Origin of the sequence: Marinobacter segnicrescens (assembly GCF_900111555.1) — a bacterium.
In the GTDB taxonomy this organism is placed as follows: domain Bacteria; phylum Pseudomonadota; class Gammaproteobacteria; order Pseudomonadales; family Oleiphilaceae; genus Marinobacter; species Marinobacter segnicrescens.
In genome coordinates, this window is record NZ_FOHZ01000015.1 from 1 (window position 1) to 24,434 (window position 24,434).

The window sequence follows — 24,434 nt, forward strand, 5'->3', positions numbered from 1 at the left end:
TCAGCGCGTTTGCACCCATGCCGGTGCCCGAGGATTTGGCAGTGGTGCTTTCGGAGGCGGAGGGAAGGCGTGACTAGAATGTTCGCTTTTGTTTAAAGGCGTGCCTTTTGAGCTCGCGGTATTCTGGAACGTGCCTCACCAAAACCTGTACGTTCACGCCAGACTATAGTTGCATCATTATTAACAGCGGGTTAGCTCAGTAGTGGAAGATTTATGCTTCAAAATATGGAAAAGTTATGGGTAAAACCACAAGAACCATATCTCCCCCGAATCAGTTATCTTCGTCAAGACCAGCACTTGCCCTTGTTGGCGCTTCCTTGTGCACTCGCTGCCTGCTCCCGCTATTCCATTCTTTCGGGATCAATCGGACCTTGATCTTCTTCGCTACCCTTTTTCCGAACCCCACTGAAATCATTGTTGGCGAAGGCCTCCATCAGAATTGCCTGTTCAATGGCGCTACGCTGTGAAGGACGGCAGGGAAAGCGGACTACCAGGTGTATCTCCCCGGCCAACGGGACCTGGAGACTGACCCTTGGATCCACCACTGGCACCTCCAATCCCCGGCGGTCGCCAAGACGCCGCATGTAGCGGCGAGCGGTTTCAAGGAAGGGTTCGCACTGGGCCTGGGTGGCGTCCAGCAACACCTTCTGGGCGAGTTGCCAGTTGTCGTCTCGCTTGAAGGGCACAGTGAATACATGGAGAACATAGTCCTCGGTAAAGCTCTCATTGATAACGGGCTCGGACACAAACAGGGAGTTGGGAATCACGGTGGCCCGGCCGGTACGCTGGTGGGTCAGCTTTCCGGGACCCACTTCAAGGATGGTGGTAGCCAACAGGTTCTGGTCGATCACATCGCCGCGAAAATCCTTGACCTGGATCCTGTCGCCAATATCAAAGGATCGGGCACCACCCTTTACCAGGCTCCCTATAAAACACAGGATCAACTCCTTGGTGGCGACCACAAAGGCCACCGCTATGGCAACAATGGACAGCGCCAGGGTGCGCAGCTCCTGCCCCCAGATAAGCACCAAACCCAGCAGGAAAATCAGGATCAGCCCGTTGCGGGTCTGCACCAGCCATTTACGACGCAGTTCTGTCGACTGGATGCTGGTGCGGATGACCTTGGACAGCACCGCTCGCACCACCAGTACGATCAGCAACAGGGCAACGGTGGTGCCCAGCAGGCGGAGCGCCGGCATGGACAGATTGAGCTCACTGATGGCAGCGGGAATCTGCTCCAGCATGGTTAGCGGCCCTCACCCCAGCGGGGCACAAGTGACTGTGGCAGCCCCAGGTGGTCCAGCAGACGAGCAACGATAAAATCCACCAGGTCGTCCACCGAGGCCGGGTTGTGATAGAACCCCGGACTCGCCGGCATGATCACCGCACCCATGCGGGTCAGTTTCAGCATGTTCTCCAGGTGCACCTCTGAATAGGGCGCCTCACGGGGAACCAGGATCAGCTGGCGCCGCTCTTTCAGCGCTACATCCCCTGCCCGTTCGATAAGATTATTGCTGGCGCCCGTGGCCAGGGCCGATAACGTACCTGTGCTACAGGGGCAGATGACCAGTGGGGACCTTTCACCGGAGCCGGATGCCGGTGGCGCAAACCAGTCCTCGTGACCGAACACTTTTAACTGCCCCTCCTCCGCACCGGTCCAGGACTGCAGGCTCACCAGGGCGGCGGCTGTGGAGGCAGGCAACTGTATTTCCGTCTCAGTGGCCAGCACAATACGTGCGGCCTTGCTAACCATGACATTGACGCGACACCCCTGGGCAACCAGGCACTGCAACAGCCGTAAGCCATACTGGGCGCCGGAGGCCCCAGTAAGGGCCAGATTGATGGTACGAGGCTCAGCGACCATGGCTGGCTTTCTCTTCAAGACGGGCGATCAGTCGCTGGTGAATGCCACCAAACCCCCCGTTACTCATGATCACCACGTGACAGGGCTCTGAAATCTCATCCAGAACCCGCTCCAACAGGCCGTCGATGGTCGTATCAAGCTGGTGCCTTTCAGGGTCACCGCCACTGTTCCGATAATCCCCCATCAATTCAGAGAGCCAGTCAGCCCGGCTGGTGTTGGCCCAGATAACCCGGTCCGCCAGTCGGGCACTGTCCAGCAGCCGGTCGCGGTGAACACCCTGCTGCATGGTATTGGAGCGCGGCTCGATCAGCGCAACAATCAGGTCGTCACCCACCTGGTTACGCAGTCCTTCCAGCGTGGTAGCGATAGCCGTCGGGTGGTGGGCGAAGTCGTCGTAGACCTTGACTCCACTCACGTCGGCCAGCAACTCCATGCGTCGCTTGACGCCACCGAATCGATTCAGGGCGGCCACGGCATGGTCCGGCGTTACCCCGACATGCCGTGCTGCGGCGATCGCCGAGAGCGCGTTGCGAACATTGTGCAGGCCGGTCATATTCCAGTTTACGGTCGCCACGGGCTGCTCGTGATGGATCAGCATGAACGAGGAGCCATCCTCTTTAAGCAGCTCGGCGCGCCAGTCCGGCGTCTGGGCTTCACTACCGATGGCGGTGCTCTGCACCGGGCTCCAGCAACCCATGGCCAGCGCCCGGTCCAGGTGTTCATCCATCGCCGGACGGATGATCGCTCCCTTCGAGGGCACGGTACGCACCAGGTGATGAAACTGGCGTTCGATAGCTTCTACATTATCGAAAATATCGGCGTGGTCGAATTCAAGGTTGTTGAGAATGCACGTATGGGGCCGGTAGTGAATGAACTTTGAGCGCTTGTCAAAGAAGGCGCTGTCGTACTCATCAGCCTCAATCACGAAAAAGTCGCTGCCGCCCAGTCGTGCGGATACCGGGAAATCACGGGGCACGCCGCCCACCAGGTAGCCCGCATCGAATCCGCTCTGTTCAAGTATCCAGAGCAACATGGCGGTGGTGGTGGTCTTGCCATGGGTGCCCGCAACCGCGAGCACCCACCGGTGCCGGAGGACCTCCCGGGCAAGCCACTCGGGGCCGGACATGTAATCCAGGTTACGGTTGAGCACCGCCTCCACCTCGGGATTACCACGGGACATGGCGTTGCCTATCAGTACCAGGTCCGGCGCCGGGGTGAGGTTCTCTGCCCGGTAGCCTTCCATCAGCGTGATGCCCTGGGCTTCCAGCTGGGTGCTCATGGGCGGGTAAACCCCCTGGTCTGAGCCAGTCACCGTGTGGCCCAACTCCCGTGCCAGTACCGCCAGGCTGCCCATGAAGGTGCCGCAGATTCCCAGAATGTGGATATGCATGACGTGCCAGAATTCCTTGATGGTGTTGATGACAACTGAAAGCCGTCATTTCCAGCGACGAGCCAGTTCGCCGCGGTGATCAGAAGCTCCCAAGACTCCCGTATACGTAAGGTTCCGTCAAGCCGGGCGTCATGAAAACTCCGCGGGATTCACGTATGATTCGCCTCCATAGAGACATGCTAATCCAACCACCAGGAGGCGCCAGCCCAAGATGGCCATCAAGAACGCGTTCTATGCCCAGTCCGGCGGGGTCACCGCTGTCATTAATGCCAGTGCCTGCGGGGTTATCGAAACCGCGCGCAAGCACCCGGACCAGATCGGCAAGGTCTATGCCGGCCGTAATGGCATTATCGGGGCTCTCAGGGAGGAACTGATCGACACGTCCGAAGAGTCCGATGACGCCATCCGCGCGCTGATGCACACCCCCGGCGGAGCCTTTGGTTCGTGCCGCTACAAGATGAAGAACCTCACCGAGAACCGCCGCGAATACGAGCGTCTGGTAGAGGTTTTCCGCGCCCACGATATCGGTTACTTCTTCTATAACGGAGGTGGGGATTCCCAGGATACGGCGTTCAAGGTGTCCCAGATTGCCGACAAGATGGGCTACCCCATCACCTGTATTGGCGTACCCAAGACCGTCGACAACGACCTGCCCTTTACTGACTGCTGCCCAGGGTTCGGCTCGGTGGCCAAGTACGTGGCTACCTCGACACTGGAGGCCAGCCTCGACATCCGCTCCATGTGCGAGTCTTCCACCAAGGTATTCATCCTCGAGGTGATGGGGCGCCACGCCGGCTGGATTGCCGCGGCCGGGGGCCTGGCAGGCAATGGCCGGGATGAGCCGCCCCATATCATTCTGTTCCCGGAAATTCCGTTCGAACGCGAGGCCTTCCTCGCCCGTGTCGAGCAGTCGGTGAAAGACTATGGCTACTGCGTTGTAGTGGCGTCGGAAGGCGCCCAGTACGAGGACGGCCGCTTCGTTGCGGATGCGGGCGGCAAGGACGCGTTTGGGCATACCCAACTCGGTGGTGTTGCCCCTACCCTGGCCAACATGGTCAAACAGGCCCTGGGCTACAAGTTCCACTGGGCTGTCGCCGACTACCTGCAACGGGCGGCACGCCACATTGCCTCCGCCACCGATGTAGAGCAAGCCTACACCGTGGGCCAGAAAGCGGTGGAAATGGCGCTCGCCGGCAAGCAAGCGGTCATGCCCATTATTGTAAGGGAGCAATCCAGCCCGTACCGCTGGCACATCGGCGAGGCCCCCTTGAGCGAAGTGGCCAACCAGGAAAAGAAAATGCCAATTCACTACATTTCTGACGACGGATTCGGGATTACCGAAGACTGCCGGGAATACCTCCAGCCGCTGATCGAGGGCGAAGCCTTCCCACCCTTTGAAAACGGCATCCCGAAAGTCGCTCACCTGAAGAACGTACTCGCAGAGAAGAAGCTGAAAACACCGTTCGAGGTCTGATGAAAGTCGCTGCCTCGCAACGAAAAAGGCCCCGGCGAACAACTCGCCGGGGCCTTTTGTCTTTGTAGCAACAGGAAAATACCGGGGCGTTCAGCTGGCTTGACGAGCCACGTAACGGGAAAACTCATCAAAACCACCCACGTACTCACTGCCGACAAGAATCTGCGGCACCGTATATACCGGGTGCCCGATCTTCCCAGCAACGTCTTCCTTGGTCAGGCCAAGCGCGGGCATATCCACGAATTCGTGCTCGAAACCTTTCTGGTCACAAAGTTGGCGTGCCATGGCGCAGAAGCCGCAGCTCATGCGGCCGTATATCGTTACCTTTTCCAAGGTTCACCTCCGGGTTACTCTGACATTCAGGGCGATCATCATCGCTTCATCCGGCCCCTCTGCCCAGTTGATGCTTTGAATAACGATCATAGGCATCGCCGATAACCGTGGCTATAAGGATCCCCCGAGCCCGGGCTCCCCTCCATCACGGGTCTCTCCATACAGAAATTCCCGCAACAACGGTTCGCCGTTAAACTCGGCGCATAGCACAGCAATAAAGGTGTAGACACCAATCAGTTTACGATTAAGAAAGACAAACTCCTTTGGTGGCACCCGGAAATAGCGACTGATGGCAGACCTTGCCGCTTCCCGGGCAACACGGGAAGGCAGGTCACTCTGCTTCCAGCGATACTGGCCCTGGTCGTTCACGGCACATTCAGGCCAGCCTTGACTGGCTGGCGCAAGCGGTTCCAGCACCGACATACAGACCTGTCCGAACTTGTCGAGCACCTCGTCCGGCCACTCCCGCTTCATGAAATGCAGCCGGACACCACCGTCGATCACCGCCGGCAGGTCTTGCTCGTAGGACGCACGAATCATCTGGATTACCGGGTCCAGGAAGTCATCGCTGTATTGCTGAACCGCTCCGAAATCCAGCAGCACCACCTGGTCCCGTTCGTTGCCCCCTTCTCCGGCCAGTCGGATGCGGTAGTTCCCGAAATTGGGATCCGTCTGGATTTCACCCCAGTCAAAAAGCTCCCGGAAGAACAGTTCCAGGGCGGCCTTGCCCAACTCGCTTCGGCGCTCCAGTGGCAGCGCGGCCACCGCCTCTGAGCTGACGGGATGCCCGTGCTCGTAGGTCTGGGCGATAATATGGGGAGTGGTGTACTGCATCAGCACCCTGGGTACCACGAAGCGGGGATCATCGGCCAGGCGCTCCCTGAACCGCTCGGTCGTATCGGCCTCCAGCGCGTAGTTCACCTCCCGGTGCATCATTTCCCGGACTTCTTCCAGCCAGTCATTGAACTCGGGGCCAAAGGAAACCAGCCGGGCCACTCGCAGCAACTGGGCAACGGCATCCAGGTCGCTGTCCACTGCACGGTCTACGCCCGGGTACTGTATCTTGAGCACCAGTTCCAGACCGTCAAAGCGGCGCCGTGCCCGGTGAACCTGCCCAAGGGACGCGGCTCCGATGGGCTCGGGGTCCACTTCCAGCTCTGCCAGCCGGTCCGCGCCCAGCTCCTCCCGGATCACCTTTTGAACGGCTTTCCACTCCAGGGCAGACGTCTGGTCTTCAAGGATATGCAGGGCTTCGGTGACTTCTTCAGGAAGGAAATGCTCACCGTAAAGGGCCATCATCTGACCGATCTTGACCACGCTGCCCTTGAGCTGCCCAAGTTCGTCCACCAGGAACTGCGCCTGCTTCGACAACATGGCCTTGTGGCGCTGTTCCCTCTGGTCAGCACTGGAAAGCCAACTGGTAGCCATGTGAGAAGCCATTCGGGTACCGGCAAACAGGCCTGCCCGGGTCATGGTCAGCCTCCGCTCGAAGCTGCCGGTGCGGATTCTGGAGACAGTTTTTCCTTTACGAGGCTTGGACATGGCCCACCTGACAGGTCGTGATCGTCAACCGGTGAATGGAAACGTCTCGCTCCCGCAAAGGCCCGGATCAGACAGGCTGCACCGGAAGCGTTGCAAACAGGATACCAGCCTCAGGAGGCTGTTTGGTGAACAGAGGGGCGAACGATGCCAGCGGCATCATGGCCAAGAGCCCTGGCCAGCGTGTTTGTCAGCTGATCGGCCAACTCCGGCATGGAAACGGTGGCGTTGAAATCACGGACCTGGCACATCGGCAAGCCAGAGAAGCCACAGGGGTTGATACGGCTGAACGGCTCCATGTCCATATCCACGTTCAGCGCCAGCCCGTGGAAAGAGCACCCACGCCGCACCCTCAGGCCAAGCGAGGCAATCTTGGCCCCATCCACGTAGACTCCCGGGGCGTCTGGCCGTGGCGCGGCAGTAATACCCTGATCCCCAAGCACGGAAACCAGGGACTGCTCGATAATATCCACCAGCTGGCGAACGCCAAGGCCGGCCCGGGGCAGATCGATCATCAGGTAAACCACCAGTTGGCCGGGCCCGTGGTAGGTCACCTGGCCACCGCGGTCCGCCTGCACCACCGGGATATCTCCCGGCGCGAGGATATGTTCCGCCTTTCCGGCCTGCCCCTGGGTGTAGACCGGTGAATGCTGGACACACCAGAGTTCATCCGCCACGCTTCCATCGCGCTCGGCCGTGAATGTCTTCATGGCTTCCCATACGGCTTCATAGGGCTGCAGCCCCAGGTCCCGTACGATCAGCAAAGTCGGTCGCTCTCGCATCACAAAACCATGTGGACCCGGCCACTGGCCTTGAGGTCCTCGAACAGCGCCTTTAGCTGGGGCTCTCCAGTGGCGACAATACGCAACCGGACAGAGGTAAAGCGCCCGTTGCGGCTGTCCGTCACGGTAATATGCTCCTCACGGATGCCTGGTGCGTGCGCATTCACAACGGACACCACGAACTCAGTAAAGTCCGGAGCTGCGTCCCCTATGACCTTGATAACGTAGTCACAGGGGAACTCGATTTTGGGCGCTGAGGGTTGAGACATGAAACTGCCCCTCCTGTTAATGCCTGGCCTGGCCTGCTCAGTTGAACAGGTTATGGAAGAACAGCTTGATGGCATCAAGTAGCCGTTTGAACAAGCCCCCTTCGGGGACCGGCTCGACGGCAACGAGGGGCCGCTTGGCCAGGACCTCACCATCGAAGCTGATGGTCACGGTACCCAGTTCGTCCCCGGCTGACACCGGCGCCTTGATCACCGAGTCCACTTCTACCACAGACTCCAGTGAGTCCCTCGCCCCTCGGGGGATGGTAAGCACCATATCCGAGGCCAGGCCCAGGTTCATCTGGTCCTGCTTACCACCCCAGACCCGGCTTTCCAGCAAGGATTCACCGCTGTCGAACAGGCGCGCCGTTTCGTAGTAGCGGAAACCGTAGTTGAGCATTTTCTGCACCTCACGGGCACGGGCCTCGCTGCTGTCGGTACCCATCACCACCGCGATCAGACGGGTGTCATCACGCTGCGCGGAGGCCACCAGGCAATAACCCGCTTCCTCGGTATGGCCGGTTTTCAAGCCATCCACCGACGGATCACGCCACAGGAGGGAATTCCTGTTGGGCTGCCGGATATTGTTGTAGGTGAAGTGTTTCTCCGCGTAGAGCGGGTAGTTCTCAGGGTAATCATTGATAATGGCGGCGGCCAGCAGGGCCAGGTCATAGGCCGTGGAATACTGGTTTTCATGGGGCAGGCCAGTTGCCGTTTCGAAGCGGGTATTCTTCATGCCCAGCAACTGTGCCTGCTGGTTCATGACATCCGCAAAGGCACCCTCGGAACCGGCAACATGCTCGGCAAGCGCCACGGAGGCGTCGTTACCGGACTGGATGATCACGCCTTTGAGCAAATCCTCGACACTGACCCGTGAGCCCTCCTGCACGAACATCCGCGAGCCCCCGGTTTTCCAGGCCTTGACGCTGATCGGAACCATTTCATCCATGCTCAGCCGATTTTCATCCAGCTCCCGTTCGACAATGTAGGCGGTCATCATCTTGGTCAGGCTGGCCGGCGGCAGGCGCTCGTCGCTGTTTGATTCCATCAGGATCCGGCCACTGGCGGGGTCCATCAGCACATAGGAACTGCCATTGATCTGGGGCGGAGAGGGTATCAGTACCTGCTGGGCCTGGGCCATCAGTGGCAACAAAGCCATCAGCACAAGGGTCATCAACAGACGAGGCATGGCATTACGAGTCATGGGCTTGTTCACATTACTTCCGGATCAGTGGATTGGCCGGCACAGGGCCGGCAAAGATTCAAGTCAGTGGCGATCAGTAAGGACCATCGCCTGGCGGAACCCCTCTGACGCAAGACGCTCCATGGCACGTTCGGCATCGCCGTGATCGCCGAAAGGCCCCACCTGCACCCGGTGAAATTCACCGGATGCGGTCGAAATCTGGCGTACCCGCACCGACTCTCCAGTACGCTGTCTGACGGCATGCTCGAGTTGCCGGGCCGGATCAACCTGGCTGAAAGACCCAAGCTGCACGAACAGGGCATTGCCCCCGGCCGTAGACGGTTCCGACTTTGCAACGGACGTTTTCCCGACACCCGCGTTAACGCCGCCTTCCGGCGTCCACGGCTGTCCCGCCAGAGTCATCGAGCCGTCTTCACGGACGGTAATAGAGGCGACTTCTACCCGGGCGGTGCCATTGCCCAGGAAATCCAGCTTCTTGGCGGCCGCCCAGGACAAGTCTATCAGACGGTTACCGTGAAAGGGGCCCCGATCATTGACCCGAACGATCACGGAACGTCCGTTGTCCAGGTTTGTGACCCGGGCATAGCTGGGAAGCGGAAGGCTCTTGTGGGCGGCCGACATCTCGTACATGTCATAGACTTCGCCGTTGGAGGTCTTGTGGCCATGGAACTTCTTGCCATACCAGCTTGCAATGCCCCGCTGGACATAGCCGTCGGCATCGCTGACTGGCATGACCCGGTATTGCTTGCCCCACACGGTGTAGGGCGACTTGTTGCCAGCTGAGCGGGGCACCTCATACCTTGGCATGGCGTTGCCCAACGAACTGATATCCACGTCCTGCGCAGGACCGTGGTCCTGGGCGATGGTGTAACGACCGGAATGGTCGGTTTCCTTCGGCTTGGACGCGCAACCGGCCAGTACCAGTGCCATCACGGCAAGGACTGCCGTTACGCGCAAATCAGGGTGCTTCATGATTGTGTTCCGTTCCTGCCGATGATGCCTTCAACAATTCCTGCCGGAGCTCACCGGCCATCTCATTGACGGCCAGCCCATAGAGATGACTGTGATTGTACCGGGTAATCACGTAAAAGTTATGGTACGTGAGCCACCAGCGGTGGCCATCCGGCCCTTCCACCCGGAATGCCCTGGCCGGCTCTTTGTCCGCCAGCTCCGCGGGCAACTGCAACCCGGCGGCACGATAATCAGAGACCGTAAACCGGGGGCGAAGTTCCCGAATGACCAGCCTTTGCGGCACTGACACCCCCGTTTCCAGCGGTGTTGCAACCGGACCACCCGACCGCCAGCGATGCTCGTGGAAATAATTGGCGACACTGCCGATGGCGTCAACCGGGTTATCAAAGATATCGGCGATGCCATCATCGTCAAAGTCTACAGCGTAGTGTCGGTAGCTGGAGGCAATGAACTGACCATAGCCCATGGCACCTGCGTAGGATCCTTCCAGCTGGCCGGGCTCAAAGCCCTGTTCACGTGCCATCAGGAAGAACTGCTTCAGTTCACTGCGGAAAAAGGCACTGCGCGGAGGATAGTCAAAGGCCAGGGTGGCCAGGGCGTCCAGCACGGGAAAGGAGCCACGGTACCGGCCGTACCAGGTTTCTACGCCAATAATGGCAGCGATGATCTCCCGGGGCACCCCGAACTCGGCCTCGGCCCGATCAAATGCCGCCCGATGTTCCTTCAGGAAGTCGACACCCTGTTCAACCCTCTCCGGTTTGATAAAAATCGCCCGGTATTCCCGCCAGGTCAGGGTTTTCTCGGCCGGCGAACTGATCCTCTCGATAACCAGGTCATTGCGGCGAGCCTCCCCGAGCCATTTCCGGAGGCGGTCAGCATCGAAACCATGCTCACTGGCCATTTCACGGATAAATACTCTGCCCTCGCGGGTCTCAGCATAGCCAGCAGCGCTCGACAGGGCCGGGCAGGCAACCATCAGAATCAGCGGAAAGAGCAAGCACTTCAGGGCCTTCATGAACATCTCGGAGCCAGGTTTTTGCCGGGAGGTTACCACGGGGTTACAGGGGGCACCATTACCGGACATTACGCCGTGATCATCCGCCGATGGGTGTGTATCGCCATCAGTACGCCAAAAGCGGACATCAGCGTCACAATGGACGTACCACCGTAGCTGATCAGGGGCAGCGGCACCCCGACCACGGGAAGCAGGCCACTGACCATGCCGATATTAACCACGATGTAAACGAAAAAGGTCATTGTCAGCGCTCCGGCCAGCAAGCGACTGAACGAGTCCTGGGCATTGGCCGCAATGTACAGGCAACGGAGGATAATCAGGGTGTAGGCGGCCAACAACGTAGCCAGACCCAGGAAGCCGAATTCCTCCGCCAGGACTGCCACAATGAAGTCGGTATGACTTTCCGGCAAAAACTCCAGGTGGGACTGGGTGCCCTGAAGCCACCCCTTTCCACTCCATCCACCAGATCCGATGGCGGTAGTCGACTGGATGATATTCCAGCCTGCACCCAGCGGATCGCTCTGAGGGTCCAGAAGGGTGAGTACCCGCTGTTTCTGATAGTCCCTCATCACAAAGTGCCACATCAGTGGTGCGGCGACTCCCAGCAGGGCGAAGAAACCGGTGATCAGCTTCCAGCTCAGCCCGGCGAAAAAGACCACGAACATACCAGCCGCGCCCACCAGCAGGGAGGTACCCAGATCCGGTTGCTGGATGATCAGCCCCATGGGCAAAAGCACCAGGCCAACGGCAATCACCACATGACGAAACCTCGGGGGAAGATACTGCCGGGACAGGTACCAGGCGGCCATCATTGGAACCACCAGTTTCATGATCTCCGATGGCTGGAACCGGGGCAGGCCTGGCAATGCGAGCCACCGCTGGGCCCCCTTCGCGCCAACACCGACCACCAACACCGCCACAAGCCCGGCCATACCAGCCACATACAACCATGGCGACCAGCGCCGGTATACGGCTGGGTCCAACTGGGCAAAGATAAACAGGGCAGCAAACGCGACGCCGAAGCGGATCGCCTGGGCCCTGACCGCAGCCATGCTGGCATCTGCGCCGCTATAGAGAACGATCAGGCCGCCTCCGGCCACCAGCGCCAACAGCAGCAACAGTAGCGGGTCGATGTGAAGTCTGTGCCACAGACTTGCGGGTCTTTGCAGGCCGCTGGAGGCCTGGACGCTGGCAGCACGGCCCATCATGGCTGAGCCTCCCCGGCCTGGCTGATCACTGTTGGTTCTGAGTCCTGCATCTGCAGCCAGGCATCAAACATGGCTCTTGCGACCGGTGCTGCAGTGCCACTACCACTGCCACCATTCTCGACGATAACAGAAACCACGATGCGAGGATCGTCTACCGGCGCAAAGCCGACAAACAGCGCGTGGTCGCGAAGACGCTCACGGATCTCCTCGGCATCATATTCTTCATCTTCCGCCAGGCTGAACACCTGGGCGGTTCCTGTTTTGCCTGCCATACGGTAGTCAGCCCCTTCTGCAGCCCCCCGCGCGGTGCCCCTGGGGCCGTGCATGACGTCTTCCATTGAGTCAACCACGAACTCCCAGTCATCGTGGTTATCCACCGTCAAATCTTCCATGGTTTCCGGGGGAAGAACGTCGTCCAGCGGCGTGTCACCCCTGACATCCTTCAGCATTCTGGGCTGCACCCAGCCACCCCGGTTCGCCACCACCAGCGTGGCGGTCGCCAGCTGCATGGGCGTTGCCAGGAAAAAACCCTGGCCAATGCTCATGTTTACCGAGTCACCCGTGTACCAGGGCTCGTTGCGCATACCCCGCTTCCAGTCCCTGGAAGGCAGCAAGCCCGGCAGGGCTCCGCCGACGTCCAGGGTCGCATCCATCCCGAAGCCGAAGCCGGACAGGTACTGGTGCATGACATCAACGCCCATCTCGACGCCAAGGTCATAGAAATAGATATCACAGGATTCCGCCACCGCCCGGCGGCCATCAACCCAGCCATGGCCTCCCCGTTTCCAGTCGCGATATCGACGCCCCTTGTCATTGATCTGGTAATAGCCCGGGTCCCAGATGGTGGTTTCCCGCGTCACCGTCCCACTGTCCAGGCCCGCCATCAGAAGCATGGGCTTGATGGTAGACCCGGGCGGGTACTGGCCTCGCAACGCCCGATTGAACAAAGGTTTGTCACGGGATTCACTGAGCGCCCGGTAATTGTCAACGCTGATTCCCGTCACAAACTGGTTGGCATCAAAACCCGGAACGCTGGCCAGGGCAATAATGCCCCCATCCCTCGGATCGATAGCGACAATCGCACCACGGCGGCCCTCCAGCAATTCGAAGGCCCGCTGCTGAAGACGCATGTCCAGGTGAAGCACCAGGTCTTCGCCCGGCACCGGGTTTTCCCGTTCGAGCACCCTCAGAGTACGGCCCCGGGCGTTGGTTTCCACATGTTCATAACCAACACGGCCATGAAGAGTCTCCTCGTACACCCGCTCAACACCGGACTTGCCAATGTAGTTGGTACCGGCATAGTTCACCGGGTCGATGCGTTGAAGCTCTTCACGATTGACCCGTCCCACGTAACCCAGGGCATGGGAGTTGAGTTCACCAAATGGATAGTGGCGCACCAGCTCGGCGCTGACTTCGACCCCGGGCAACTCGTGCCGGTGCACAGCCATACTGGCAATTTCCTGCTCTGTCAGGTCGTAATGCAGGGGCAGTTCCTGGAAGGGACGACGGGGCTCCTGAAGCCGGCGGCGAAACCGCTCAACATCCTCTTCGGAAATGGTCAGCAAGGCCTGCAGACGTTCCAGGGTGGCATCCATGTTCCCCACCCTCTCAGGAACCAGGGTCACGCTGAACACCGGCCGGTTCTCGGCAATAAGAGTGCCGTTGCGGTCATAGATCAGGCCACGGGTCGGTGGTACCGAGCGAACCTGTACCCGGTTGCGGTCAGAAATCGTGGTATAGGTTTCGTGTTCGATGACCTGTAATTGATAGAAGCGGCCAATAAGGATGCCGAACAACACAACCACCAGCCCCAGCATGACCAGGGCCCGGCGCTGGAAGAGTCGCCGTTCGGCGGCTGTGTCCTTGAATTCACCCCAGGCCATGGGAAGGTCCTACGCGCGGTGGTATGGGTGGTTTCGGGTGATGGTCCAGGCCCGATAGAGCTGCTCGGCGAGCAGGATACGTACGAGCGGATGCGGCAGGGTGAGCGGCGACAGGGACCATTGCTGGTCCGCCCGCTCACGGCACGCCGGGTGAAGGCCGTCAGGCCCCCCCACCAGGAAGCTGATGTCGCGGCCATCGAGCTGCCAGCTTTCCAGTTGCCGGGACAGTGTCTCTGTTGACCAGGGGCGGCCGCCAACCTCCAGGGCAACCACGTGGTCACTGTCACCAGTCGCCGCCAGTACAGCGTCGGCCTCCTGCCTCATCAGGCGATTGATGTCAGGATTCTTGCCGCGGTGTGGCATGGCGATTTCAATCAGCTCAAGCGGCAGCTCCCGGGGCATACGGCGGGCGTATTCCTGGTAGCCTTCGGTAACCCAGCCGGGCATTTTCTGGCCGACACAGACAAGCTTCAGCCGCATGGCTATTCGCTGCCGGCAGCACCCAGGCCCGGGGCATCCCGCCACAGACGCTCGAGGTCATAGAACTCACGGGTCGCGGGCATCATGACGTGGACCACTACGTCACCCAGGTCAACCAGGATCCAGTCACTGGAATCAGCGCCTTCTACCTTGGCTTCGCGGATGCCGCGATCTTTCATTTCCTTGACGACGGACTCAGCCAGGGACCGCAGGTGGCGGCCGGACGTGCCCGAGGCAAGGATCATGAAGTCCGTCACGCTGGTACGGTCGGTCACGTCCAGTACACTGATGTCCTTCGCCTTCAGGTTCTCCAGTGCCTCGATAACAATATCTTTCAGTTCTTCTGCCTGCATAATGATCCTGTCATGTATACCCGGGCCGGGCCGGATACAGGGAGTGGGTAAGTGGGCATGTACAGACTGGCTAGTGTATCACCAATCAACGCCCACACTCATCGCCGTCACTGCCGTAAAGCCCCAATTCTTCGATCCTGGCCAGGACGGGGTCAGGCACCAGGTAACGTATTGAACGACCGGACGCCAGCCGCGCCCGGATACCGGTGGCGGAAATATCAAGCAGCGGAGGCTCCACCTCAAGGATATACCCCGCAGGTGCCCTGCCCAGCATGGCCGGATTAGTCACCCGGCGTTCAAACAATAACCGCGAGGGCGGAGAATCCGGGGGCAGACCGGCCTGGGGCCGTGTGACCAGCACAATATGGGCGAGTTCCGGAATGGATGACCATTCCTGCCATCGGTCAAAACCGGCAAAGGAGTCGGTTCCGAGTACCATTACCAGTGGATCGTCCGGACCAATTTCCTCCCGCAGGTGACGCAAGGTATCCGCCGTATAGGACGACCCGCCCCGGACCAGTTCGCGATCATCCACGCCAAGGCCGGGCTCATCGGCGATCGCCAGCCTCAGCAACTCCAGGCGGTGCTCGCTGGAGCCGCCTGGATCGCCACGGTGGGGCGGGATATGACAAGGGACCAGGTCGATCCGGTTAACCCCCAGGGTTTCCCGTAATTCAATGGCCACCCGCAGGTGGCCATTGTGGATCGGATCGAAGGTGCCGCCGTAGATAACATGCATGGTCAGGTACGGATATGTCCGTCGCCAAACACCACGTACTTCTGCGAGGTAAGCCCCTCAAGACCCACGGGACCACGGGCGTGGATCTTGTCGGTAGAAATGCCGATCTCGGCACCCAGACCATATTCGAAACCGTCAGCAAAGCGGGTGGAGGCGTTCACCATCACCGAACTGGAGTCCACCTCAGTAATGAACCGGCGAGCGCGGGTGTAGTTTTCGGTAATAATGCTGTCAGTGTGTTGCGAGCTGTAACGGTTGATGTGCGCTATGGCTCCGTCGAGCCCATCGACTACCCGCACCGCGAGCACAGGGCCCAGATACTCTTCGTACCAGTCGTCTTCGGTGGCCGCTGCCATATCCGGAACGATGGCGCGACTGGCGTCACAGCCCCGTAACTCCACCGAATGCTCGCGGAAAGCGCCGGCCAGCAAGGGCAGTATGTCCGCCGCAATCTCCTGGTCAACCAGCAGGGTTTCCATGGTGTTGCAGGTGCCGTAACGCTGTGTTTTGGCGTTGATCGCAACCTTGAGGGCTTTTTCCGGATCCGCGTGGGCATCCACATAGACATGGCATACACCGTCCAGGTGCTTGATCACCGGCACCCTGGCATCCCTGCTGATACGCTCGATCAGCCCCTTGCCACCCCGGGGGACGATCACGTCAACAAATTCCGGCATGGTAATCATCGCACCCACCGCTGCCCGGTCGGTGGTGCGAACCACCTGTACCGAGGCCTCCGGCAGCCCGGCCGCCCGGAGACCTGTCACCAGGCACTCGGCAATGGCCTGGTTGGAATGAATGGCCTCGGACCCGCCCCGCAGGATGGTCGCGTTACCCGACTTCAGGCACAGGCTGGCAGCCTCTACCGTCACATTGGGGCGAGACTCGTAGATGATACCGATCACGCCCAGTGGCACCCGCATCTTGCCAACCTGGATACCGGACGGCCGGTAGGCCATATCAGTGATGGCGCCAATTGGATCCGGCAGGCCAGCAACCTGCCGCAAGCCCTCGATCATTGCATCAATGCGGGCCGGGGTGAGTTCCAGGCGGTCCAGCATGGCCGCTTCCAGGCCATTGCTGCGACCGTTTTCCAGATCCTTGCCATTGGCTTCCGCAAGCTCGTTACGGGCGGCATCCAGGGCCCCGGCAGTGGCCAGCAGCGCCCGGTTGCGGGTAGCCGTAGAAGAACGGGCTATGGCGGTGGCTGCCTGACGAGCCTGCTCGCCAACCTCCGCCATGTAGGCTGCAATATCCATGGATCGGTAACTCCGCTTTGGAACTGATGCATCAATGAAAATCAGGCGACTATTATGCCCGACGACGGCGCGTTTGGCACATTGATGTTATCATTCATACCAGACCGACAGTCCAACGGAACCAACTTCAGGAAGGACGAGAGCATGGCCCAGAAGGCTGAGCGATTTGTATTGAGCCGGCTCGCCTGGCTGGGCACCATGGCTCTGCTGGCCCTCGCGATATTCTGTCTGGTTACGGACGATATCCCGGCAGCCCTGGCCGCGCTGGTCACTGCGGGCATCGTTCGCACCAGCCCCGCCCTGCCCCTGGGTCAACAGCGGCACTGGCAACTGGCCAATCACCTGCTGATACTCAGCCTTACACTGATCCTGGTGACTGCGCTCTGGCTCGACTCAGCCTCTTTGCGCTACTGGCTGTTCGCCCTGCCCCTGTTCATCCTTGGAATGCTTCCTCCGCGAACGGGTGTTCCGCTTGCCCTGGTCGCCATGGCCACTTTTCTGCTGGGGCTTGCCTCACTGACAGGCGACTCCTCACGGCACCAGATCATAGCTCCCCTGGTGCTGACCAGCGCCCTGGCTGGCGTGTTCTTCCTGCTACGCCACTACAAGGCACGCCAGCTGTTACCATTGCGTCGGTCCGATGAACTGACCCAGGCGGCAAGCCGGGAGTACCTGACCGCCGACCTGTACAAGGAGATACAGCGCAGCGAACGGGAAGGATTGGACCTTTCCGTCATCATGCTGGGCCTGGACGCCCATCTCAGCGCCCCGGAAACCGACCAGGACCTCGAGGCCCTGCTACCCCGGATCGGACGCTACCTGCATTCCCGGCTAAGGGATTTCGATACCTGGTACAGGGTGGCAGACGTCCAGTTCCTGATCATTCTGCCGGGAATGGCGACCGCCGGCGCCAGCGCGAGGGCAGAGCAACTCCGTCTCGGCCTGATCTCATTACTGGAATCCCACGGCCTGGACGTCACCGTCAGCGCTGGCGTTGCCGGCCTGAACATTGGCGATAACGCGGACACACTCCAGCATGCGGTAGCGTCTGCGCTGCAGGGGGCCCAGAAAAAGGGAGGCAACCGGGTGCAGACCTGGAGCACCTGGTCCCACACACCGCCGTCCGACACCGTAAGGAGCCCGGCCACGTGACCGAAACCCGTCTGAGAACGCTCACCAGCGTCCTGGCCTATGGTTTAAGCGCTGCTGTTTTCGCCATGCTCGCCCTGCAGAACCTGCGTTACGGGTTCTACACCCTGTGCTATCTCGCAGCGGGCCTCAGCGCCATCAGCCTGGGCAGCTGCGTCTACACTTTGTGGGTGAGCCGGTATCAGCTCCGGGCCCGAGGCCACCTGGTCGCATTGACACTGTTACATGGGGTTGCCCTGACAGGCGCCATGTCAGCACCGGGTAATGGCATTTTCTGGAGCCTGCCCATACTGGTATTGACCTACCTCGTGCTACCACTTCGACAGGCCCTGAAAGTGACGCTGCCGGTTGCGGCATTAGTGGCAATGCTTGTTGCGTGGCAACTGCCTGCCAGCGAGAGCCTTCCTGCCATCGCGGCGCTGGCAACCCTGGTGGCCAGCGCCGGCCTCGCCAGCTGGCATTACGACCATATGGCCCAGTCGGCCGAGGACCTGGCGATTATCGATCCGCTTACCGGAGCCCATAACGCCCGGTTCCTCGATGAGACACTGCAAAAGGAAATCAGCCGGGCCCGCGCCACCACCCACCCGGTTTCTGTGCTGATGATGGACATCGACCATCGCGGCCAGATTAGTGAAATGCTCGGCGACGGACAAATGCCACACCTGTATCGCAGGCTGGCAGAGCACCTCTTCACCCTGATTCGTGCCGGTGACACCCTCTACTTCCTGGGTGAGGGCCGCTTCTGCCTGATACTCCCATTTACTCCCGAGGAGGGCGCGCGAGTGACGGCCGAACGTATACGCCGCAGTATTGCCGAAGCCGGCTGGCCCCAGGTCGGGCGCATGACGGTCAGCATCGGTGCCACCACCCATATCAGCCAGGATAGCCTGGGTGAGCGCCTCCGCCAGCGAGCCACCGACGCCCTGGAAGAGGCCTGTCGCCGAGGCCAGGACCACGTCTGGTTCAACGCGGATGCCCACCAGGTAAGCTGAGTGCAGCCAATGATCCAGGACCTGACCCTCTGGCTGGCGACCAACCCTGGCTGGCTCTCAGCTGCCGTGTTTGCAACCGCGCTACTTGAATCGTTGGCTGTCGCAGGCATTCTGGTGCCAGGCGTAGCGATCCTTTTTGCAATTGCGGTACTGGCCGGCCAGACGGGCACGCCGGTTTTGTACATCCTGGTCTGGGGTGCTGCGGGAGCCATTGTTGGTGACCTGCTGAGTTTCTGGCTGGGTCAACGGCTGAGAGGAAGACTTCACCAGGTCTGGCCCTTCCGCCGACATCCGGTCATGGTGCGCCGGGCCGAAAGCCTGTTTGTACGCCACGGAGGCAAGAGCGTCGTGATCGGGCGGTTCGTAGGGCCCGTACGGCCATTTATCCCCATGGTGGCCGGCGCATTCAACATGCCAGCCCGCCGCTTTGTACTGGTAAATATTGCGTCCGCCCTTGCCTGGGCACCCTGTTACCTGCTGCCCGGTTTTGCCGTGGGTGCCGCCCTTGCGGGGCCTGAACCGATACCACCGGCACTATATGGCCTGGGCGCCGGCGCTGCCGGGGTGCTGCTGCTGGCGTGGTTCCTTTTCGTTCGCATGCAACTGGGGCTGCGCAACCGCAGCCGCCTCTACCAATGGCTTGAGCAATCCATGGCACGGTACAACGCCACCCACCGGTTCTGGCGAGCCCTTTACAGTGAGCGGCCTGCACAGGGAGGCGAGTTCCCCCTGGCCTCCCTGTGCCTGGCGCTGGGGGCAAGCGGTGGCTTTGTACTCTGGAGTCTTTTCAGTCAGGCAACAGGCTTGCTGCTGTCGCTCGACCACTACTTTCGGGATCTTACCAATACCCTCCGCAGCCCCCTGACCGACCCGGTGTTCCTGCTGCTGACACTGGCCGGGGACCCACCGGTTCTGGTGGTCGGCTCGGTGCTGATGGCCAGCGCACTGTTTTTGCGGGGCTATTACAGTGCCGCCGCGCACCTGGTAGCCGCACTGTTACTGACTAGCGTGAGCGTTACCCTGCTGAAAAACGGCTTCGCCATTGCCCGCCCCACGCTGGTGACCGAACCACCGGCAAGCTTCGCCTTTCCCAGTGGCCACGCCGCCGGGATTACCGTTTTTACGGGCATGGCGGCGGCCTTTGTCGCCAGGGAGTGGCGACCTGCAAGGCGCTGGCGAATCTACCTGGTGTTCAGCGTGCCCATGGTTCTGGTCGCTGTCAGCCGGGTGGCACTGGGAGTACACTGGTTCACTGATGTGGTGGGCGGACTGTTACTGGGACTGGCAATCTGTGGCCTGGTGCGTGCCAGCTACAGCCGGTATGACCGCACACCATTGTCTGCGGATAGTTTTACCGGGCTTGCAGTGGTGCTGTGGGCAGCGTTCCTGGGATCTTACATCTGGTGGCAATGGTCACCGGCTCGACTGGTCTATTCGTTTCCCGGTTAAGAGAGTGCCCGCAGCTTGCAGGCCGTCAGTCCATGGCATCCAGTAGCGATGACAACCGGTCGAGTCGTTCCAGCGGATCCTGGCATTCAAGCAATCGCTGTTTTTCCTGGCTGTCCAGGGGTAGTAGCTCTGTCAGGCGCCACCCCACCTCCCGCGCACTGGCGAAATCAACCGTCAGCTCCAGCTTGTTGACCACCGGATGCCGCAGCAACGCGCGAAGCACCGCCGCCAGCTCCGAATAAGCAGACGGCAAGGTGTCCTCCGGTTCCTCGGGCAGACGCTCAACGTCGCCCAGATTGAGGCCGTCGGGCGCGCGCCAACTGCGGCTGACCGCAACTTTCCATAGCCCCTCTGCGGTAATCCCCAGCAGGCCGTTATCCAGCTGCTGGAAGTCCGTGATCTGCACGTAGGTACCGATATCGTAGAACGCCGCCTGGCTGTCAACCTCCTGCCCCTCTCTCAGCAACACCACCACGAAACCCTGCTGCTCCCTCAGGCACCGGGCCAGCATGTCCAGATAACGGGGCTCAAACAGCTGCAGGGGTATACGGCCTCCGGGAAGTACCGTCGAGCTCAGGGGAAACAGGGGGACGGCTGAAACCATGCTCACTGCCCCGCCAGAAGTCGCTGCAGTTCGTCCAGTCGCTCCCTGGCTGCCTCCAGCAGTTTGAGACTGCGGGAAGCCGTCAGTTCGAGGGCGCCAAGTCGACGGTAGGCGGGAACCTGTTCGAACTCGGGCAAACCATCGTTACGACCCTCCGAAATGCGGGCGTGGAGTCGGGAAACAATTACCAGGTCCACCAGTTGTGGGCGCTCTTCAGGGCACTCATAGAACCAGTCATCGCCGTGCCGCGCAGCTTCCACGAAGGCCGCCGGGAAGTGCCAGTGATCCAGGATGGCTGCACCGATGTCCGACTGCAGTTCGGCAAGGGCCCGCTCCAGGGCGGCAGGGCTGGCCACCAGGGCGGGATGGTGCTCGGCATGCACCAGAACCGGAATCGCCCCAATGTTGTGCAACAAACCGGCCAACAGGGCTTCCTCTGGCTCAAGGCGGGTCGCCGACTCCGCCAGTACGTAGGCCAGCGCCCCGACACTTCGTGCTTCCTGCCAGAGCCTGTCCATGGCTTTCTGCAATTCCGGTTGCCGGCTGCGGAACACTTCACGCAGGGCAAATACGGTAACCAGCTGACGGGTAGTCCTTACTCCCAGCCGGACAACGCCGTCGCGTACATTGCGAACCTCGCTGAACCCCCGGTAAAGCGCACTGTTACATGAGCGAACCAGCTTGGCGGACATGGCCGGATCTGCGGTCAGGGCGCGGGCAATGTCATCAGCCGAGGAGTCCTCCCGGTCAGCCAGCCGCCGGACCTTCCAGGCAACGTCCGGGAGGCTTGGCAGGCTGACCTGGTTCGACCTGAGCTCGGCGTAGAACTCCATCAGCAGCCGATGTTCTTCATCGGCATCTCCGTCACTGGCACTGCCGCCGTCTGAATGCTCGAGGGGAGCGGCTTGCAGTAGCTTGTTCAGCACGGCCTGTTCAATCACCAGGAACTCACAGGGCTGTATGGCGGTGACATCAAACATTCGCGGTTGCAGGCGGGCTATGGCGGTGTTTGCCTTGTCCGTATCGGCGCTCACAGTGGTCTGTCGGCCATCAGCAGCGACCAGTTCCACGGCGCCCTTGAGCAGGAAGAAGTCCATACCATCCCGGGCTCCCCGCTCAACGATCTTCTGACCGGGGCGGTGCACCCGGCGTTCAGCCCGACTGACCAGCACCACGAGCTGCTCATCGGTCAGACGATCAAGCGGACGGAATTCTCTGAGCCGGCTCAGCGCCAGGTTTTCACGAACGGTCATTGACAACTCCCTGTTCCGGACAGCAGACAAACATCCCGGAAAATATCACCCTCGGTTAAAGGGCGCCCTGAGCCGGATATTCAGTGGCAACAGTTGATCTGCGCTGAAATCCGCACCTTTCCGGGAACGGTTACCCGGACTGTGAAGTATTGTAAATACCGCCGGGGAAAACAACCATGCGATACGCCGGTAATCTGGTATCCTCAACGGTTTGCATCCAGCCCGTGCTCCAGCCGGCCACTGTGCTGTAGCGGCATCTTCCCCGTCCCGGGGCAGAAGTGTGCCCGGACAAAACACGGCTCCAACTGACCGTTGAACAAAGCGAGAGACCAGCCATGCCAGACTATCGTTCACGCACCTCAACCGCCGGCCGCAACATGGCGGGGGCCCGGGCCCTTTGGCGAGCCACGGGGATGAAAGACGATGACTTCGGCAAACCCATTATTGCCGTTGCCAACTCCTTCACCCAGTTCGTACCCGGGCATGTCCATCTCAAGGACCTTGGGCAACTGGTCTGCCGGGAGATCGAGGCCGCCGGCGGTGTTGCCAAGGAGTTCAACACCATTGCGGTGGACGACGGCATTGCCATGGGCCATGACGGCATGCTCTATTCGCTGCCATCCCGTGAGATCATTGCGGACTCGGTGGAGTACATGGTCAACGCCCATTGCGCCGATGCCCTGGTGTGCATCTCGAACTGCGACAAGATCACCCCGGGCATGCTGATGGCCGCCATGCGGCTTAACATCCCCACCATCTTTGTCTCCGGCGGCCCCATGGAAGCTGGCAAGACCAAGCTGTCCGAACACAAGCTGGACCTGGTGGACGCCATGGTCATCGCCGCTGACCCCAATGCCAGCGACGAGCAGGTGCAAGAGTACGAGCGCAGCGCCTGCCCCACCTGCGGTTCATGCTCGGGTATGTTTACCGCCAACTCCATGAACTGCCTGACCGAAGCTATCGGCCTGGCACTACCCGGCAATGGTTCAACGCTGGCCACCCACTCTGACCGCGAGCGTCTGTTCCTCTGGGCCGGCCGGCAGATCGTCGAAAACGCCCGCCGTTACTACGAGCAGGACGACGCCAGCGTACTGCCCCTGAGTATCGCCTCCATGGCCGCCTTCGAAAACGCCATGGTGATGGATATTGCCATGGGCGGGTCCACCAACACGATCCTGCACCTTCTTGCTGCAGCCCAGGAAGGCGGGGTGCCGTTCACCCTCAATGAAATCGACCAGCTTTCCCGTAAGGTGCCACAGTTGTGCAAGGTAGCGCCGAACTCACCCCTGTACCACATGGAAGACGTACACCGGGCCGGTGGCATCATGGGGATCCTCGGCGAACTGGAGAGGGGCGGGCTGATTAACACCGACCTGCCCACCGTACACAGCCGAACCATGGCCGAGGCGCTGGACAAGTGGGACATCATGCGCAACCCGACCCCGGATGTGGTGGAATTCTACAAGGCTGGCCCCGCCGGCATTCCGACCCAGGAGGCCTTCAGTCAGAGCACCCGCTGGCCCTCGCTGGATGGTGACCGGGAGAACGGCTGTATCCGCTCGGTTGAACATGCCTATTCCTCCGAGGGCGGCCTGGCCGTCCTGTATGGCAACATTGCCCGGGATGGCTGCGTGGTTAAAACCGCGGGTGTGGATGAGAGCATCTACGTGTTCGAAGGCCGGGCCCGTGTGTTCGAAAGCCAGGACGCCGCCGTGGAGGGCATTCTGGGCGACCAGGTCAAAGCTGGCGAAGTGGTGATCATTCGTTACGAAGGGCCGAAAGGGGGCCCGGGTATGCAGGAAATGCTCTACCCGACCAGTTACCTGAAATCAAAGGGGCTGGGCAAGGAGTGCGCTCTTCTCACCGACGGCCGGTTCTCAGGCGGCACATCCGGCCTGTCCATCGGCCACGCATCACCGGAGGCCGCTGCAGGAGGCGCCATTGGCCTTATCGAGGACGGCGACCTGATCCGCATCGATATTCCCAATCGCAGCATCAATGTGGAGATCGACCAGCATGAGCTGGACCGGCGGCGCGAACAGCGTGACGCCGAGGGCTGGAAGCCGGCATCCCCCAGGATCCGTAAAGTGTCTGCAGCCCTGAAAGCCTATGCCCTGCTGGCCACCAGTGCTGACAAGGGTGCCGTGCGGGATCTCACCAAACTGGATTGACCCGGCGGCATGACAGAAGCGCCAGCTGCAGGCGGTTAAACCATCTGGAGCT

Annotated in this window: 23 protein-coding genes; 5 read left to right on the forward strand and 18 right to left on the reverse strand. The window is 60.6% G+C overall.

Annotated elements, in window-relative coordinates:
- Positions 1 to 341: 341 nt before the first annotated feature.
- The 3 genes from BM036_RS13690 to mpl are packed head-to-tail and all read right to left on the reverse strand — an operon-like array spanning position 342 to position 3,254.
- Positions 342 to 1,244, reverse strand: coding sequence for a mechanosensitive ion channel domain-containing protein (locus tag BM036_RS13690; protein WP_091853294.1), 903 nt, complete (start codon positions 1,242 to 1,244; stop codon positions 342 to 344).
- A gap of 2 nt (positions 1,245 to 1,246) precedes the next feature.
- Positions 1,247 to 1,864, reverse strand: a complete 618-nt coding sequence (locus tag BM036_RS13695; protein WP_091853296.1) for a flavin prenyltransferase UbiX — start codon at positions 1,862 to 1,864, stop codon at positions 1,247 to 1,249.
- Positions 1,854 to 3,254 carry a UDP-N-acetylmuramate:L-alanyl-gamma-D-glutamyl-meso-diaminopimelate ligase gene (gene mpl / locus BM036_RS13700; RefSeq protein ID WP_091853298.1) on the reverse strand — a complete coding sequence of 467 codons (1,401 nt, stop codon included), beginning with the start codon at positions 3,252 to 3,254 and terminating at the stop codon, positions 1,854 to 1,856. The genes BM036_RS13695 and mpl overlap by 11 nt, the downstream gene beginning before the upstream one ends.
- A 211-nt stretch (positions 3,255 to 3,465) precedes the next feature.
- On the opposite strand from mpl, the gene BM036_RS13705 reads away from it, so the two are divergent.
- Positions 3,466 to 4,728: a 6-phosphofructokinase gene (locus BM036_RS13705; RefSeq protein ID WP_091853299.1), complete on the forward strand. Its 1,263-nt coding sequence runs from the start codon at positions 3,466 to 3,468 to the stop codon at positions 4,726 to 4,728.
- Between the two features lie 90 nt (positions 4,729 to 4,818).
- On the opposite strand, the gene BM036_RS13710 is transcribed toward BM036_RS13705, so the two are convergent.
- The 13 genes from BM036_RS13710 to BM036_RS13770 all read right to left on the reverse strand — a co-directional run bounded on the left by BM036_RS13710 (position 4,819) and on the right by BM036_RS13770 (position 16,761).
- Positions 4,819 to 5,061 (reverse strand): GrxA family glutaredoxin, encoded by a 243-nt coding sequence (locus tag BM036_RS13710; RefSeq protein WP_091853301.1) that lies wholly within the window; start codon positions 5,059 to 5,061, stop codon positions 4,819 to 4,821.
- A gap of 111 nt (positions 5,062 to 5,172) precedes the next feature.
- Positions 5,173 to 6,603, reverse strand: coding sequence for an AarF/UbiB family protein (locus BM036_RS13715; RefSeq protein WP_091853303.1), 1,431 nt, complete (start codon positions 6,601 to 6,603; stop codon positions 5,173 to 5,175).
- 110 nt (positions 6,604 to 6,713) lie between these two features.
- A complete protein-coding gene (lipB, locus tag BM036_RS13720; RefSeq protein ID WP_091853305.1) occupies positions 6,714 to 7,382 on the reverse strand; it encodes a lipoyl(octanoyl) transferase LipB in 669 nt (222 codons plus the stop codon).
- Positions 7,382 to 7,651: an HP0495 family protein gene (locus BM036_RS13725; RefSeq protein ID WP_091853307.1), complete on the reverse strand. Its 270-nt coding sequence runs from the start codon at positions 7,649 to 7,651 to the stop codon at positions 7,382 to 7,384. Before BM036_RS13725 ends, lipB begins: the two co-directional genes overlap by 1 nt.
- A gap of 37 nt (positions 7,652 to 7,688) precedes the next feature.
- Positions 7,689 to 8,837 (reverse strand): D-alanyl-D-alanine carboxypeptidase family protein, encoded by a 1,149-nt coding sequence (locus BM036_RS13730; protein ID WP_245742641.1) that lies wholly within the window; start codon positions 8,835 to 8,837, stop codon positions 7,689 to 7,691.
- Between the two features lie 78 nt (positions 8,838 to 8,915).
- Positions 8,916 to 9,824: a septal ring lytic transglycosylase RlpA family protein gene (locus tag BM036_RS13735; protein WP_245742637.1), complete on the reverse strand. Its 909-nt coding sequence runs from the start codon at positions 9,822 to 9,824 to the stop codon at positions 8,916 to 8,918.
- Entirely contained in the window at positions 9,811 to 10,839 is a 1,029-nt protein-coding gene (gene mltB / locus BM036_RS13740; protein ID WP_245742639.1) for a lytic murein transglycosylase B, read from the reverse strand. Before mltB ends, BM036_RS13735 begins: the two co-directional genes overlap by 14 nt.
- Positions 10,840 to 10,907: 68 nt before the next feature.
- On the reverse strand, positions 10,908 to 12,047 hold the full coding sequence (gene rodA, locus BM036_RS13745) for a rod shape-determining protein RodA (protein WP_091853309.1): 1,140 nt from the start codon (positions 12,045 to 12,047) through the stop codon (positions 10,908 to 10,910).
- Positions 12,044 to 13,930, reverse strand: a complete 1,887-nt coding sequence (mrdA, locus tag BM036_RS13750; RefSeq protein WP_091853311.1) for a penicillin-binding protein 2 — start codon at positions 13,928 to 13,930, stop codon at positions 12,044 to 12,046. The genes rodA and mrdA overlap by 4 nt, the downstream gene beginning before the upstream one ends.
- A 9-nt stretch (positions 13,931 to 13,939) precedes the next feature.
- Complete coding sequence (rlmH, locus tag BM036_RS13755) at positions 13,940 to 14,410, reverse strand: 23S rRNA (pseudouridine(1915)-N(3))-methyltransferase RlmH (protein ID WP_091853313.1); 471 nt, start codon at positions 14,408 to 14,410, stop codon at positions 13,940 to 13,942.
- Between the two features lie 2 nt (positions 14,411 to 14,412).
- Positions 14,413 to 14,763, reverse strand: coding sequence for a ribosome silencing factor (gene rsfS / locus BM036_RS13760; RefSeq protein ID WP_091853315.1), 351 nt, complete (start codon positions 14,761 to 14,763; stop codon positions 14,413 to 14,415).
- Positions 14,764 to 14,848: 85 nt separating this feature from the next.
- Positions 14,849 to 15,502 (reverse strand): nicotinate-nucleotide adenylyltransferase, encoded by a 654-nt coding sequence (gene nadD, locus BM036_RS13765; RefSeq protein WP_091853317.1) that lies wholly within the window; start codon positions 15,500 to 15,502, stop codon positions 14,849 to 14,851.
- Between the two features lie 2 nt (positions 15,503 to 15,504).
- Entirely contained in the window at positions 15,505 to 16,761 is a 1,257-nt protein-coding gene (locus BM036_RS13770; RefSeq protein WP_091853319.1) for a glutamate-5-semialdehyde dehydrogenase, read from the reverse strand.
- A 144-nt stretch (positions 16,762 to 16,905) separates the two neighbouring features.
- Between BM036_RS13770 and BM036_RS13775 the strand changes: the two genes are divergently transcribed.
- Genes BM036_RS13775 through BM036_RS13785 form a run of 3 tightly spaced genes read left to right on the forward strand, consistent with a single transcriptional unit; the run spans position 16,906 to position 20,354 of the window.
- Positions 16,906 to 17,913 (forward strand): GGDEF domain-containing protein, encoded by a 1,008-nt coding sequence (locus tag BM036_RS13775; protein ID WP_091853465.1) that lies wholly within the window; start codon positions 16,906 to 16,908, stop codon positions 17,911 to 17,913.
- Positions 17,910 to 18,905, forward strand: coding sequence for a GGDEF domain-containing protein (locus BM036_RS13780; protein WP_091853321.1), 996 nt, complete (start codon positions 17,910 to 17,912; stop codon positions 18,903 to 18,905). Before BM036_RS13775 ends, BM036_RS13780 begins: the two co-directional genes overlap by 4 nt.
- A 9-nt stretch (positions 18,906 to 18,914) precedes the next feature.
- Positions 18,915 to 20,354, forward strand: a complete 1,440-nt coding sequence (locus BM036_RS13785) for a bifunctional DedA family/phosphatase PAP2 family protein (protein ID WP_091853467.1) — start codon at positions 18,915 to 18,917, stop codon at positions 20,352 to 20,354.
- Between the two features lie 25 nt (positions 20,355 to 20,379).
- Here the strand turns inward: BM036_RS13785 and BM036_RS13790 are convergent, their stop codons facing one another.
- Positions 20,380 to 20,958, reverse strand: coding sequence for an LON peptidase substrate-binding domain-containing protein (locus BM036_RS13790; protein WP_091853323.1), 579 nt, complete (start codon positions 20,956 to 20,958; stop codon positions 20,380 to 20,382).
- 2 nt (positions 20,959 to 20,960) lie between these two features.
- Positions 20,961 to 22,211, reverse strand: a complete 1,251-nt coding sequence (locus BM036_RS13795) for an HDOD domain-containing protein (RefSeq protein WP_091853325.1) — start codon at positions 22,209 to 22,211, stop codon at positions 20,961 to 20,963.
- A 335-nt stretch (positions 22,212 to 22,546) separates the two neighbouring features.
- Here BM036_RS13795 and ilvD point away from each other — a divergent pair, with 335 nt between their 5' ends.
- Positions 22,547 to 24,382, forward strand: a complete 1,836-nt coding sequence (gene ilvD / locus BM036_RS13800; protein WP_091853327.1) for a dihydroxy-acid dehydratase — start codon at positions 22,547 to 22,549, stop codon at positions 24,380 to 24,382.
- Positions 24,383 to 24,434 lie beyond the last annotated feature (52 nt).

Bases quoted from the DNA above. Each gene is read 5' to 3' on its own strand.
- mrdA (WP_091853311.1), bottom strand. From the start codon at position 13,930: ATGGCCTGGGGTGAATTCAAGGACACAGCCGCCGAACGGCGACTCTTC.
- mpl (WP_091853298.1), bottom strand. From the start codon at position 3,254: ATGCATATCCACATTCTGGGAATCTGCGGCACCTTCATGGGCAGCCTG.
- ilvD (WP_091853327.1), top strand. From the start codon at position 22,547: ATGCCAGACTATCGTTCACGCACCTCAACCGCCGGCCGCAACATGGCG.
- rlmH (WP_091853313.1), bottom strand. From the start codon at position 14,410: ATGCGGCTGAAGCTTGTCTGTGTCGGCCAGAAAATGCCCGGCTGGGTT.
- BM036_RS13735 (WP_245742637.1), bottom strand. From the start codon at position 9,824: ATGAAGCACCCTGATTTGCGCGTAACGGCAGTCCTTGCCGTGATGGCA.
- lipB (WP_091853305.1), bottom strand. From the start codon at position 7,382: ATGCGAGAGCGACCGACTTTGCTGATCGTACGGGACCTGGGGCTGCAG.
- BM036_RS13715 (WP_091853303.1), bottom strand. From the start codon at position 6,603: ATGTCCAAGCCTCGTAAAGGAAAAACTGTCTCCAGAATCCGCACCGGC.
- BM036_RS13790 (WP_091853323.1), bottom strand. From the start codon at position 20,958: ATGGTTTCAGCCGTCCCCCTGTTTCCCCTGAGCTCGACGGTACTTCCC.
- BM036_RS13795 (WP_091853325.1), bottom strand. From the start codon at position 22,211: ATGACCGTTCGTGAAAACCTGGCGCTGAGCCGGCTCAGAGAATTCCGT.
- BM036_RS13695 (WP_091853296.1), bottom strand. From the start codon at position 1,864: ATGGTCGCTGAGCCTCGTACCATCAATCTGGCCCTTACTGGGGCCTCC.
- rodA (WP_091853309.1), bottom strand. From the start codon at position 12,047: ATGATGGGCCGTGCTGCCAGCGTCCAGGCCTCCAGCGGCCTGCAAAGA.
- nadD (WP_091853317.1), bottom strand. From the start codon at position 15,502: ATGCATGTTATCTACGGCGGCACCTTCGATCCGATCCACAATGGCCAC.
- BM036_RS13705 (WP_091853299.1), top strand. From the start codon at position 3,466: ATGGCCATCAAGAACGCGTTCTATGCCCAGTCCGGCGGGGTCACCGCT.
- BM036_RS13730 (WP_245742641.1), bottom strand. From the start codon at position 8,837: ATGCCTCGTCTGTTGATGACCCTTGTGCTGATGGCTTTGTTGCCACTG.
- mltB (WP_245742639.1), bottom strand. From the start codon at position 10,839: ATGAAGGCCCTGAAGTGCTTGCTCTTTCCGCTGATTCTGATGGTTGCC.
- BM036_RS13770 (WP_091853319.1), bottom strand. From the start codon at position 16,761: ATGGATATTGCAGCCTACATGGCGGAGGTTGGCGAGCAGGCTCGTCAG.
- BM036_RS13690 (WP_091853294.1), bottom strand. From the start codon at position 1,244: ATGCTGGAGCAGATTCCCGCTGCCATCAGTGAGCTCAATCTGTCCATG.
- BM036_RS13725 (WP_091853307.1), bottom strand. From the start codon at position 7,651: ATGTCTCAACCCTCAGCGCCCAAAATCGAGTTCCCCTGTGACTACGTT.
- rsfS (WP_091853315.1), bottom strand. From the start codon at position 14,763: ATGCAGGCAGAAGAACTGAAAGATATTGTTATCGAGGCACTGGAGAAC.
- BM036_RS13785 (WP_091853467.1), top strand. From the start codon at position 18,915: ATGATCCAGGACCTGACCCTCTGGCTGGCGACCAACCCTGGCTGGCTC.
- BM036_RS13775 (WP_091853465.1), top strand. From the start codon at position 16,906: ATGGCCCAGAAGGCTGAGCGATTTGTATTGAGCCGGCTCGCCTGGCTG.